Source organism: Kitasatospora sp. NPDC018619, assembly GCF_044391605.1.
Classification (GTDB): Bacteria; Actinomycetota; Actinomycetes; order Streptomycetales; family Streptomycetaceae; genus Kitasatospora.
The window spans coordinates 56,236-68,694 of the sequence record NZ_JBISAI010000011.1 but is presented as its reverse complement, the minus strand read 5'-3'; the positions used below and the strand labels follow the sequence as shown (position 1 = coordinate 68,694).

Genomic DNA, 12,459 nt, shown 5'->3' with positions numbered 1-12,459 from the left:
CGGTCGACGGGTGCCCGGCCGGCCGCTCGGCGGGGGCCCCGCGGCGCACCGCGGCCCGGAGCGGGATTGTCACCCGGGCGGCCGAGGCGCAGGCTGACAGGGCGGGCCCGGACGTCGGCCCGCGCCGGCCGGCCGCGGATCCGATGACGGCCGCCGGGAAGCACGAGGGGCAGGGCGATGGCACGCGGGAGGCTGTGGGGCTACGTCGCGTCGGGGGCCCGGGCGCTCGGCGCGTTGGGCGGCGCGGGCGTCATCGGCGGCACGGGCGGTACCGGGCGCCGGGGTCGGTCCGGGCCGGCGGACGCGGCGTCGGCGGCCGGCGCCGACGAGGGCCTCGGCCCGTCCTCGCCCGGCGTGATGGCCGCCCCCAGGCCGCTCACCCGCACGGAGCTGGAACGGCTGCGCTGGACCGGTCGGCAGGCCGGCTGCGAGCCGATGGCCCGGCACGTCCAGGTGACCGACGTGGTCCGCCGGGTGGTGCGCGGCGGCGGCCGGGCGGCGGCCGTCACCGTCCGGCTGGCGCCCGGGCTCCCGGTGGTGGCCGGCGACGCCCGACGCCTGGAGGCCGCCCTCGCCGGGCTGGTCGACCACGCGATCCGGCGCAGCCCGCTGGGCGGCCGGGTCCTGGTCCGGGCCGACGTCGCGGGCGGCGCGTCCGCGCTGCGCGTCCCCGGCCGGACGGCGGCGGCCCGCGGCCGGGTGGAGGTCCGGGTCTGCGACCGGGGCGCCTACGAGCAGCCCGGGGCGCACGGGCGGGCGGCCGCGGGCGCAGCCGCGGGCAGCCCGGTGGGGCCCGCCCTGCAGAGCCTGGTGGCCGCCGCGGGCGGCCGGCTCGTGGTGGAGCCCACCCCGGGCGGCGGGCTGACCGTGGTCCTGCTGCTGACCGTCTCGTACGACTGACGGCGTAGGGGGCGGTGCCCGGCGCACACCCGGCAGACCCGCGCCGGGAAACCTAGACTTGCCCCATGCCCCGGCTCAACGAGCAGGTCGGCGAGCTGCTCCAGGAGTACGCAGACCTGATCAACATCACCGGCGGGGACGCCTTCCGGGCCCGCGCCTACGAGAAGGCCGCCCGCGCGGTCGGCGGCCACTCCGAGGACCTGGCCGGCCTGGACCTCAAGGGCCTCCAGCAGATCCCCGGCGTCGGCAAGTCCACCGCGGCGAAGATCGCCGAGTACCTCGCCACCGGGACCATCCGCGCCCTGGAGGCGCTGCGCGCCCAGATCCCGTCCGGCGTGCGGGAGATGACGGCAGTCCCCGGCGTCGGCCCCAAGCGCGCGCTGGCCCTCTACCGCGACCTCGGGATCTCCTCGGTGGACGAACTCGCCGCCGCCGCCCGCGCCGAGAAGCTCGCCGACCTGCCCGGCTTCGGCGAGCGCAGCGGCGAGCGGATCCTGCACGGCATCGAGCTGCTGCGGCAGTCCGGCGGCCGCACCCTGCTGGACACCGCCACCGAGCTGGCCGAACAGCTGGTCGCCGCGCTGACCGCCGTTCCCGGCTGCACCCGCTGCGCCTACGCGGGCTCGCTGCGCCGGATGCGCGAGACGGTGGGCGACGTCGACCTGCTCGCGACCGCCGAGGAGTCCGCCCCGCTGATGGCCGCGCTCACCGGGCTCCCCTACGTCGCCGAGGTGATCGGCAGCGGGAGCACCAAGACCTCGGTCCGTACCACCGAGGGCGTACAGGTGGACCTACGGGTCCTACCGGAGGAGGACTGGGGCGCCGCGCTGGTCTACTTCACCGGCTCGAAGGCGCACAACATCAAGCTGCGCACGATGGCCGTCCGGGCAGGGCTCAAGCTCTCCGAGTACGGGCTGTTCGAGGTGGACGGCGGCGCCAAGGTGGTCTCGGAGAGCGAGGAGGAGGTGTACGCGGCGCTCGGCCTGCCCTGGATCCCGCCGACGCTGCGCGAGGACCGGGGCGAGGTCGAGGCCGCGCTGGAGGGCGGACTCCCCGACCTGGTCCAGGAGTCCGACCTGCGCGGCGACCTCCACACCCACACCGACCTGACCGACGGGCTGGCCACCCTGGAGGAGATGGTCGACGCCGCCGCCGCCCGCGGCTACTCCTACTTCGCCGTCACCGACCACGCGCCGGACCTGGTGATGCAGCGGATGACGGACGAGAAGGTACTCGCCCAGCGCGAGCAGCTGAGGCGGCTCGCCGACCGGCACCGGAAGCTGCGCCTGCTGCACGGCACCGAGCTGAACATCGGACCGGACGGCGGGGTGGACTGGCCCCCGGAGTTCCTGGCCGGCTTCGACCTCTGCGTCGCCTCCGTGCACTCCCACTTCGCCCTGGACCGGGCCGCCCAGACCCGGCGGCTGATCCGCGCCTGCGAGAACCCGTACGTGCACGTCATCGGGCACCTCACCACCCGCCGGATCGGCCGCCGCGGACCGATCGACGTCGACCTCGACGCGGTGTTCGAGGCGGCCGCGCGCACCGGCACCGCGATCGAGGTCAACAGCTCCCCGCAGCGGCTCGACCTGCGCGACGAGGACATCCTGCGGGCCCGCCGGCACGGCGTGCGCTTCGCGGTCGACAGCGATGCGCACGCCGTCGGCCACCTCGGCTACCCGCGCTACGGCATCGGCACGGCGCAGCGCGGCTGGCTCACCGCCGAGGACGTGGTAAACACCTGGACGTGGCAGAAGCTGAAGCACTTCCTCCGCAAGGACGCGGTTCCGAAATGACGCGGCGTCCCGGGGCCACGCGTCCCGGAGCCAGGCGTCCCGGAGCGCGGAGCCCCGGAGCCAGGCGTCCCGGAGCGCAGAGCCCCGGAGCCCGGAGCCCCTGGACGCGCCACCGCCGCCCGCCGCCACGCCGAAACGTCACTCCCCGCCCCAGGAGGCCCCCGGCGAGCCCAGCACCCGGGCCGCGTGGCGGTGCCCGAGCCCGGTGGCGTGCCCGAGGTCGCCGGTGTCCAGGAACCCGGCCAGGAAGCCCGCCGCGAAGGCGTCCCCGGCCCCGGTGAGGTCCCGCACCCCGGCCACCGGCGGCACCGGCACCACGGCCAGCGGCTCGCCCGGGACGTCGACGGCGGTCGCCTCGGCGCCCGCCTTGGTGACCACCGTGGTGGCCGCCAGCCGGGCCCGCTCCGGCCCGGGCCTGCCGCCCACCAGCAGCCCGAGGAACTCCGACTCGGAGCGGTCGGCGAACACGAAGGTCGGCGCCAACCCGGCCAGCAGCGCGAGGAAGCGCTCCCGCCCGAACCGCTCCAGCATGCCGGTCGAGGAGGCGTCCACCGAGGTGGTGCCGCCCGCCCGGCGGACCCGGGCGAGCGCGTCCAGGGCCGTCCCGCCGACCGGCTCGCCGTCGAAGGAGTAGGCGGGCACGTGCAGGTGGGTCAGCCCGGCCAGCCACTCGTCCGGGACGGGCTCCAGGAGCGTGGCGGCGCCCCGGTCGGGCAGCATGGTCCGCTCGCCGTCCTGGTCGATCAGCACCACGACGCTGCCGGTCCGGCCGCGCCGCGCAACCCGCACGTCGACGCCGTGGCCGGTCAGTTCGGCGACGACACCGTCCCCGACCGCGTCCTCGCCGACGCAGCCGAGGAAGCGGGCCGGGTACCGGCCGGCGGCGAAGCAGGCGACGTTGGCCGCGCTGCCGCCGCGCCGCCGGAACACCCGGGCGCCGGAGTCGGTGCCGTGCCGCAGCGGTCCGTCGGTCCAGACCACGATGTCCTCGACGAGGTCGCCGAGCACCCCCAGCACGGCTCAGACCCCGCTCTCGACGGCGCCCCCGGCCGCGGCGCCACCGGCCGCCAACGCGCTCGCGATCTCCCCGCCGAGCCGGACGTTGCCCCGGTACACCGCCACGTTGACCTCCAGGCTGCGCCCGCCGGTGTCCCGCCGGATGTGGTCGAGCAGGAACGGCGTCGCGGCGTTGCCGGTGACGCCCAGGCGCTCGGCCTCCGCCCGGGCCCGCGCCAGGATTCCATCCAGCTCCTGCGGCGGCAGCTGCTCGGCCGGGTCGACCGGGTTGGCGATCAGGACGGCCTGCGGCAGGCCGAGCCGGTCGCGGGCCTCGACGACCGCGGCGGCCTGCTCGGGGGACTCCACGCTGAAGCCGAGCTCGTGGCCGGAGTCGGTGACGTAGAAGCCGGGGTACCTGCGGGTGCGGTAGCCGATGACCGGGATGCTGTACGTCTCGAAGCGCTCCAGGGTGGCCCGGATGTCGAGGATGGACTTCACGCCCGCGCTCACCACGGTGACCGGGGTGGCGGCCAGGGTGGTCAGGTCGGCCGACTCGTCGAAGCTCTCCGAGGCGCCGAGGTGCACGCCGCCCAGGCCGCCGGTGGAGAAGACCCGGATGCCCGCGCGGTGGGCGAGGAAGGCGGTGGCGGCGACGGTGGTGCCGCCGTGCCGGCCGAGTGCGGCGACCACCGGGAGGTCGCGCAGGCTCACCTTGTCCAGGCCCTCGGCGGTGGACAGTTCGGTGATCTGGTCCGTGCTCAGCCCGACCGTGGGTACCCCGGCGTGCACCCCGACGGTGGCCGGCACGACGCCCGCCGCCCGCAGCTGCCGCTCGGCCTCCAGCGCGACGGCCAGGTTCCGCGGCCGCGGCAGGCCGTGGGTGAAGATGGTCGACTCCAGGGCGACCACCGGTCGGCCGTCGGCGAGCGCCCGGGCGACCTCCTCGGAGAGCCGGACGGCGGGAGCGGTGGGACGCGTTCCGGTCATGGTGCGCACTCCCTGTGAGGCGGCCGTTGCGATGGGGCGACGTGCAGCCAGCGTAGGGACGGCTCGCGGCGGAATCCAGAGCGCCTCCCGCGGCCTGCGACAGGCCCGTGCCACCGGACCGCACGCCGCGCGCGAGCACCCCACCGACGCGCACCGGCCGTCGCATGCCTTGACGCTGGCATGCCACCCCCGGAAGGATTCCCTGATCATCCGACCGGCCCGCGGCACCGACCGCGGGCCGCCCGACCCCGGGAACCCGCCTTGGCCCTGCGCCCGTTGCTCCGCCGCGCCGCCGGTCTGGTCGGCGCCGCCGTCCTCTCCCTGGCCGGCACCCTCACCGCCGCCGGCCCGGCCCACGCCGACTTCGGCACCGACTACCACGACCCGGTCACCGCCACCAAGCCGCTCACCCGCCCCGACACCCGCTCCTGCACCGTCGAGGTGATGCACGAGCGCGCGTTCCGCAACGGGTACGGCAACCCGCCGGACACCCCGTACGAAGCCCTCCTCGCCCCGCCCGCGGACTGCGCCGGCCCGTGGTCCGCGGTGGTCCTGGACCTCCACGGCGAGGTCGCCGGGCGGCAGTTCGACCGGATCTTCAGCGTTCGCGTCGGCGGCGTCCAGGTGCTGCTCTCCTCCACCCCCGAGCCGTCCAAGGACGGCATCGCGTGGAACGTCGAGCACGACGTCACCCGCTACGCCCCGCTCTTCGCCGACGGCCCGCAGGAGTTCTCCTTCGACCTCGCCAACGTCACCGACGCCACGTACACCGGCGTCTTCACGATCAGCGCGAAGCTGACCTTCTACACCGCGGACGAGCACTGGCCGGCCGCCCGCACCGCCGATCGGCTGCTCACCACCGGGCCGTTCGGGCTCACCGGGGCCGCCCCCACCGCCGGACGCGAACTCACCTTCCCGCAGAACACGGAACGCCTCACCGCCGAGGTCTACGCCCGGGGCGGCGGCGCCTGCGAGGAGTTCGCCTACGCCTCCGCGCCGGACGCCTTCGCCGCCGCCAACCCGGGCAGCGGCATCTGCGGCAAGGGCCCGTTCCGCGAGCTGCGGCTCACCGTGGACGGCCGGGTGGCCGGCGCGGTCTGGCCGTACCCGGTGATCTACACCGGCGGCTGGGACCCGCTGCTCTGGCGGCCGGTGCCCGGCGTCTTCGCCTTCGACCTGCCCGCCTACCGGCTCGACCTCACCCCGTACGTCGGACTGCTGCTGGACGGCCGGCCGCACACCGTGGGCGTCACCGTGAACACCGCCGAGGCGCAGAGCAACGACGTCTGGACCGGCCAGGTCAACCTCTTCGCCGAGACCGACCACGGGGCCGCCCGCACCACCGGGGCGCTCACCGAGCACCGGGTCGCCCCGGAGGCCACCGTCGCCACCGACCTCGCCGACCACGGCGCCGGCAGCGGCGACTGGACGGTCACCGCCACCCGGCACGACCTCGCCCGGGGCTGGGTGCAGACCTCGCACGGCCGGATCACCACCGAGGTCCGCGACGAGCTGGCCTTCCGCTCCACCCAGCGGCTGCGCGACGGCGGCAACGACGTGACGCTGCACAACGGCACCGACCTCACCCGCACCACCGCGACCTGGGGCGGCGGCCCGCACCGCACCACCACCGTGCACGAGGGCGAACCGCTGGACGTCACCTACCGGGTGAGCCGCGACGCGGCCGGGAACACCGACCAGAGCACCGCGATGGAGCTCGGCTACCACCGGGAGAGCACCGCGGCGACCGGCGGCCGCGTCACCGAGCGCTCCACCGTCGACCACACCCTGCGCCCCACCGCCCGGCGGCACGACGGGGACCGCACCGTGCGGACCGGCAGCAGCACCGAGGAGTACCGCAGCACCGGGCCCGAGGGGCCGTACCGGCGCACGCTGGACTTCGTGGACGGCTGGCCCCGGCCCTGACCCCGGCCGGGCCGCCCGAGTCGCGAAAATTGGTCGGATTCATACCGCTTCCCCCTGGTGCACAGCCCGTGGGAGGCGCATCATGGGAAGTGGACCTGCGAGGTAGCTGAAGGAAGTTCGACCGCAGGAGGCAGTGGCGACGGATCGAGACGGATCAGGGTCCGCCGCTGAATGACTACCTCGGTCGACGATCGAACTACCGGCCGGAGGACGTCACGTCCGGAGGCCACCCCCGCCTCGCAGGTTCCGCGCGTCCACGGAGCACCCCCTCGGCCCCGTGGGCGCGTTTCCGTGCCCGGTCACCGCCCGCCCGTCCAGCCCATCTCCCAGGCATGCACCGCGATCCCGACCCGGTTCGCCACCCCGAGCTTGCGCTGGATGCTGGCGACGTGGGTCTTCACCGTCCCCGGCGAGATGAACAGTTCCGCGGCGATGTCCGCGTTGGTGCGGCCCGCGGCGACGTGGCCGGCGATCTCCACCTCCCGCTCGGTCAGCGCCGCCGCCGACACCGGCCGCCGGCGCTCCGGGCGGTCCGGCGCCGTCACGTGCCGCAGCAGCCGGACGGTGACCGACGGGCTGATCAGGCTCTCCCCGTCCGCCGCCGCGCGCACCGCCTCGGCCAGCAGGGACGGGCCGGAACGCTTCAGCAGGAAGCCGGACGCCCCGTGCCGCAGGGCCGGGTAGACGTACTCGTCCAGGTCGAAGGTGGTCAGCACCACGACGCGCACCGGCTCCGCCGCCTCCGGTCCGGCCAGCCGCCTGGTCAGCTCCAGCCCGTCCATCCGCGGCATCCGGATGTCCACCAGCGCGACGTCCGGCCGCAGTTCGGCCGCCAGCTCCAGCGCCGCGAGGCCGTCCGCAGCCTCGCCCACCACCTCGATGTCCGGCTGGGCCGTCAGGATCCGCCGCACCCCGCGGCGCACCGCCTCCTGGTCGTCCGCGATCAGGGTGCGGATCACCCGCGGGCCCTCGTCGTTGGTCCTCGTCACGCCCAGCAGTCTGGCGCACGGCCGACGGGCGGCAAAGTTCACGCGGCGGACCCGGCGCGGTTCACCTTCGTCCGGTGGGCTGGCCGCCATGAACGAATCCAGTGGACGTCCCTCCGTCAGCCGGCGCGGCCTCCTGGCCGGTGCGACCGGTGTCGGCCTCGGCGGTGCCGTGTCCCTCTCCGGCCTCCCGGCCGCCCCCGCGGCCGCCTCCCCGGTGCTGTGGCAGCGCCCGGACCGCTCCGGCGCGCCGCGCGTGGCGGGCCTGCACCTCCAGTTCGGCTCGGACGCCTCCCGCGAGGTGGTGGTCTCCTGGCACACCACCCGGTCCGTCGGCAACCCGCGGGTGGTGTACGGGACTTCCCACAGCGGCTTCGGCCGCACCGTCCAGGCCGCGACCCGCACCTACCGGGACGCCGCGTCCGGCACCGAGGTCCAGGTCCACCACGCCCGGCTGACCGGCCTGCACGCCGACACGGACTACGTCTACGCCGCCGTCCACGACGGCACCACCCCCGAGCTCGGGACCGTCCGCACCGCACCGCGCGGCCGGGCCGCCTTCACCTTCACCAGCTTCGGCGACCAGGGCACCCCGACCCTCGGCAGGAAGACCGCCAACGGCTACGTGAACGACAACCTCGGCAGCCCCGCGGCCGGCGACACCACCGCCGGGGTCGAGCGGATCGCCCCGCTGTTCCACCTGCTCAACGGCGACCTCTGCTACGCCAACATCGCCACCGACCGGGTCCGCACCTGGTCGGACTGGTTCGAGAACAACACCCGCTCGGCCCGCCACCGCCCGTGGATGCCCGCGGCCGGCAACCACGAGAACGAGAAGGGCAACGGGCCGATCGGCTACGGCGCCTACCAGGCGTACTTCGAGCTGCCGGAGGCCCGCTCCGACGCGGAGACCCGCGGCCTGTGGTACGCGTTCACGGCCGGCTCGGTACGCGTGATCAGCCTCAACAACGACGACGTGGCCTACCAGGACGGCGGCAACAGCTACGTCCACGGCTATTCCGGCGGCGCCCAGCAGCGCTGGCTGGAGCGGGAGTTGATCGCGGCCAACGCGGACCCGGGGATCGACTGGATCGTGGTCTGCATGCACCAGGTGGTGGTCTCCACCGCCGACAGGTTCAACGGCGCCGACCTCGGCGTCCGCGAGGCCTGGGTGCCGCTGTTCGACAAGTACGGCGTGGACCTGGTGGTCTGCGGCCACGAGCACCACTACGAGCGCTCGCACCCGATCCGCGGCCAGCAGCCCACCGACACCCGCACGCCCGTCCCGGTCTCCACGAACACCGAGACCATCGACACCACCAAGGGCACCGTCCACATGGTCATCGGCGGCGGCGGCACCTCGGCCCCGTCCAACCAGCTCTTCTTCAGCCCCGCCAAGGCCCGGGTGATCACCGGTGTCGGCGCCGCCGACCCGGCCACCGGCAAGCGCCCGCCGGTGTACGTGATCGAGGACGCCCCCTGGTCCGCCTTCCGGGACGCCGAGAACCCGTACGGCTTCGCGTCCTTCGACGTCGACCCGGGCGGCCGCAACGGGCAGACCACCATCGGTGTCACCTACTACTCGGTCAGCGGCCCGTACGGGGACCTCGTCCCGGTCGACCGCTTCACCCTGACCCGCCCGCGCGGCACCCGCGGCGGCGGCCGGGGGCACTGACCCGCGCGACCGGGAGAGCGCAGCGGCACCGCCCCGGGCACCGGGCCGACCGGGGCCTCACCGCCCCGGCAGGGAACAGCTGACCCGCCAGCCCGCCGCCGGGCCCGGGCCGGCGGTCAGCGAGCCCCCGTGGGCGGCGACGCGGGCGGTGAGGCCGGCCAGGCCGGTGCCGCCGGCGCCGGGGCGGCGGCGCAGCCGCGGCCTGCGGGCCGGCCCGCCGTCGTCGGTGACGGTCAGCTCGACGGTGCCGCCCCGGCCGGCCGCCACGGTGACGGTGACCGCGGTGGCCTGCGGGGCGTGCCGACGGACGTTGGTGAGGGCCTCCAGGACGACGGCGTAGGCCGTCGCCTCGGCCTCGGCGGAGAGCCGGCCGACGCTCTCGGGCGCCAGGTCGGCGATGGCGCTCAGGCCGCCGGTGGCGCCGAAGCGGGCGACCAGCTCGGGGAGGTCCGCCAGGCCCAGCCGGCGCGTGGTCGCCCCGCAGTCCCCGTCCTCCGGGTCCTCCCGCTCCGTGCGGTCCGACCGGTCCGACCGGTCCGACCGGGCCGACCGGGCCGACCGGGCCGACCGGTCGTCCGGCCGTGCGGCCCGGCCGGACGGCTCGCGCAGGGCGCCGACCATCTCGTCCAACGAGTCCAGCGCCCGCAGCCCGGCCTCCTCCAGCCGCCGCAGCAGCACGGCGGTGTCCTCCGCCTCCTGGCCCGGGAGTTGACCCGCCTGGGCCTCCAGCACGATGCCGGTGATCTCGTGGGCGACGAAGTCGTGCAGCCCCCGGGCCACCTCCAGCCGCTGCTCGCGCCGGGCCCGGGCGACCGCCCACTCCCGGCGCCCGTCTAGGACGCGCAGGTAGAGCGACGCGCCCGCGACGCCGAGCAGCGGCAGCAGCGAGACCAGCACCCCGGCCACCGGCCAGGCCGCGCCCTCCTGCGGCGCGCGCACCGCGAACCGCAGCGGCAGCAGCACCGCCGCGAGGCCGACCAGCCCGCCGACCGCACCGGCCCGCCGGTCGGGCAGCCGGCGGACGACCCGGAAGAGCAGCCCGAGCAGGGCGAGCCACTCGAACGGCAGCCAGAACGCGGGCAGCCGGTACGGGCCCGGGTAGGCCAGGTCGACCAGCAGCGAGGCCCCGGCCACCGCCACGGCGGCCGCGCCCAGGGTGATCCGCCCGGCGGGCCACGGCAGCAGCGCCACCGCCGCGGCGAGCGCGGCCGCCAGGGCGAGCAGCACGGCCGCACCCCGGGCGTCCGGCTTCGCCAGCATGACGGGGGCCAGCAGGACCAGCCCGCAGACGGCGGCGAGCGGCCCGCGGACCCGGACCGACCGCGACCGCGACCGCGGCGGCGGACGCCCGGGGCCCGAGCGAACGAGCGGAAAGTCGGTACGCACCGTGCCGAGCCTACGGGCAGCTCTGCCGGGGGAGGCGGCCTCCTCCTACCGGGGGAGGGGCGGGGCGTCAACTCCCCTCTGGAGCGGGAGGTCCGGGCAGCCGGACGGGAGCAGGATCGGTGGCGTCGGGAACGACCGAACCGAAGGGAACCACACGCCATGAGCCGCCGCCTGGCGACCGCCGCCGTCATACTCCTGCTGCCGGCCGCGACGGCCGCCACCGCCGCGCCGGCCGCGATCGCCGCACCGACGCCCGCCGCGCCCAGACCCACCGCGCCGAGGCCCACCGCGCCGACGCCCGCCGCCTCGGCCTCCGTCCCGGAAGCCTCCGCCGCCGTGGACGGCTTCGGGCCGGTGAGCGTACGCGGCACCGGCACCACCGTGCTCACCCCCGCGTTCCACGGCTTCGAGGGGGACCCGGTGCGGATCTCGGTGGACGCCCGCACCACCGCCAACGGCGATCCGCGCACCACCACCGGCCACTTCCACGTCCGCCACGTGCACACCGACGGCCGGCTGGTCGCCGACTTCGAGGGCGACATCACCTGCCTGGCCGGCGGCGGCCGCGAGGCGATCGCCACCGGGGTGATCACCAGGGGCGAGGTGCCGTGGTTCCCGGACATGCGGCCGGTGGGCGGGAAGGTCGCGCTGTCGGTGGAGGACGACGGGCGCCACGGGGACCGGATGGGCTGGGTCTGGGGCCTGTTCGACCAGCCGGTCTCGGACTGCCAGGGCACGGTACCGTTCATCCGCACGACCGGTGGTGACTTCTCCGTGCACGGCTGACACCCGGCCCACCAGGGCTCTCGGGTCCGGCCGGGGCTGCGCACCGCCGCCCGACCGCGTACCCGCAGACCTGGAGGCCCCGTTGCCCCTCGACCACCGGACCGCCCCGCCGCGGGCGGGCGCGGGGTTCAACGACCGCACAGGGGACGGCCGTTGAACCCCGCGCCGGACCGCCGGACACCCGACTACGCCCGACTCGCCGCCGTCGGGCCGTACTTCGCCCTGGACACCTCGCCCGCCGACCGGCCGCCCGAGGGCTTCCGCCCGCTGGCCGAGCTGTACGGCACCGGCCCGGACGCGCCGCTGGCGGCACGGCTGCGGGTGGTGGCACGGCGGCTCGGCACCGGCGAGCCGAGGGTCGCCGCGTCGATCCTGCACCTGGGACTGGCCGCCCGCTTCTGGTCGGTGGGGCTGGGCTCGGCCGTCCTGCTGGGGACGGTCCCGACGCTGGAGCACGCCTGGATGCGGATCCCGGACCAGGGCCCGCTCGACCTGTGGACCCCGCCGGAGCAGCTCGGAGCGGCCGTCCGGCCGGCCGCCGGAACGCTCGCCGACCAGCTGCACGAGGCCGTCCTGCTCGGCGGGTTGGAGCCGCTGGCGGCCGCCGTACGGGCGGCCGCCCCGCTCTCCGCACGCCTGCTGCTCGGCAACGCCGCCTCCGCGCTGGCCGGGACGCTACGGGTCCTGGACGCCCACGCGCCGGGCGCCGCACGGGCCTTGGCGGCAGAGCTGCTGAACCGTCCGCCGCTGGCCGGCACGGGCACCCTGCGCACCGGGCCGCGCGGCACGGAGTTCCGCCGGAACAGCTGCTGCCTCTACTACCGGCTGGGCCCGCGGGCCGGGCTCTGCGGGGACTGCTGCTTCAGCACGCCCCCCGGGCGCGGCGCCGGGAGCGGCCGGCACCTTCACGGATGAAGGTCGTCACGGCCTGAGGCCCCCCGCCCCTACCCGCCCGTGCCCGGGCGGGCCGCAGGTGTCCGCCAGCCGCCCTCGGCCGGGGTACGGACGAAGCTGGCGC

General features: G+C 76.3%; 10 protein-coding genes. 6 read left to right on the top strand and 4 right to left on the bottom strand.

The features are described 5' to 3' along the window. Positions 1 to 177: 177 nt before the first annotated feature. Positions 178 to 900: a hypothetical protein gene (locus ACH5AR_RS18955; protein ID WP_396302562.1), complete on the top strand. Its 723-nt coding sequence runs from the start codon at positions 178 to 180 to the stop codon at positions 898 to 900. A 65-nt stretch (positions 901 to 965) separates the two neighbouring features. Beyond that, positions 966 to 2,696 (top strand): DNA polymerase/3'-5' exonuclease PolX, encoded by a 1,731-nt coding sequence (gene polX / locus ACH5AR_RS18950; RefSeq protein ID WP_396302561.1) that lies wholly within the window; start codon positions 966 to 968, stop codon positions 2,694 to 2,696. Between the two features lie 138 nt (positions 2,697 to 2,834). On the opposite strand, the gene ACH5AR_RS18945 is transcribed toward polX, so the two are convergent. Beyond that, positions 2,835 to 3,713, bottom strand: coding sequence for a carbohydrate kinase family protein (locus ACH5AR_RS18945; RefSeq protein ID WP_396302560.1), 879 nt, complete (start codon positions 3,711 to 3,713; stop codon positions 2,835 to 2,837). A 3-nt stretch (positions 3,714 to 3,716) separates the two neighbouring features. Further along, positions 3,717 to 4,682, bottom strand: a complete 966-nt coding sequence (locus tag ACH5AR_RS18940) for a pseudouridine-5'-phosphate glycosidase (protein ID WP_396302559.1) — start codon at positions 4,680 to 4,682, stop codon at positions 3,717 to 3,719. Positions 4,683 to 4,943: 261 nt separating this feature from the next. On the opposite strand from ACH5AR_RS18940, the gene ACH5AR_RS18935 reads away from it, so the two are divergent. Continuing rightward, positions 4,944 to 6,608 carry a peptide-N4-asparagine amidase gene (locus ACH5AR_RS18935; protein WP_396302558.1) on the top strand — a complete coding sequence of 555 codons (1,665 nt, stop codon included), beginning with the start codon at positions 4,944 to 4,946 and terminating at the stop codon, positions 6,606 to 6,608. Positions 6,609 to 6,907: 299 nt separating this feature from the next. On the opposite strand, the gene ACH5AR_RS18930 is transcribed toward ACH5AR_RS18935, so the two are convergent. Beyond that, positions 6,908 to 7,597, bottom strand: a complete 690-nt coding sequence (locus tag ACH5AR_RS18930; protein WP_396302557.1) for a response regulator — start codon at positions 7,595 to 7,597, stop codon at positions 6,908 to 6,910. Positions 7,598 to 7,685: 88 nt separating this feature from the next. Between ACH5AR_RS18930 and ACH5AR_RS18925 the strand changes: the two genes are divergently transcribed. Continuing rightward, positions 7,686 to 9,269, top strand: coding sequence for a purple acid phosphatase family protein (locus tag ACH5AR_RS18925; RefSeq protein ID WP_396302556.1), 1,584 nt, complete (start codon positions 7,686 to 7,688; stop codon positions 9,267 to 9,269). Positions 9,270 to 9,326: 57 nt separating this feature from the next. Here the strand turns inward: ACH5AR_RS18925 and ACH5AR_RS18920 are convergent, their stop codons facing one another. Continuing rightward, positions 9,327 to 10,655, bottom strand: a complete 1,329-nt coding sequence (locus ACH5AR_RS18920; RefSeq protein ID WP_396302555.1) for a sensor histidine kinase — start codon at positions 10,653 to 10,655, stop codon at positions 9,327 to 9,329. A 159-nt stretch (positions 10,656 to 10,814) separates the two neighbouring features. Here ACH5AR_RS18920 and ACH5AR_RS18915 point away from each other — a divergent pair, with 159 nt between their 5' ends. Beyond that, positions 10,815 to 11,441: a hypothetical protein gene (locus ACH5AR_RS18915; protein WP_396302554.1), complete on the top strand. Its 627-nt coding sequence runs from the start codon at positions 10,815 to 10,817 to the stop codon at positions 11,439 to 11,441. A 153-nt stretch (positions 11,442 to 11,594) separates the two neighbouring features. Then, positions 11,595 to 12,356: a (2Fe-2S)-binding protein gene (locus ACH5AR_RS18910; RefSeq protein WP_396302553.1), complete on the top strand. Its 762-nt coding sequence runs from the start codon at positions 11,595 to 11,597 to the stop codon at positions 12,354 to 12,356. The last annotated feature ends 103 nt before the right edge of the window (positions 12,357 to 12,459 follow it).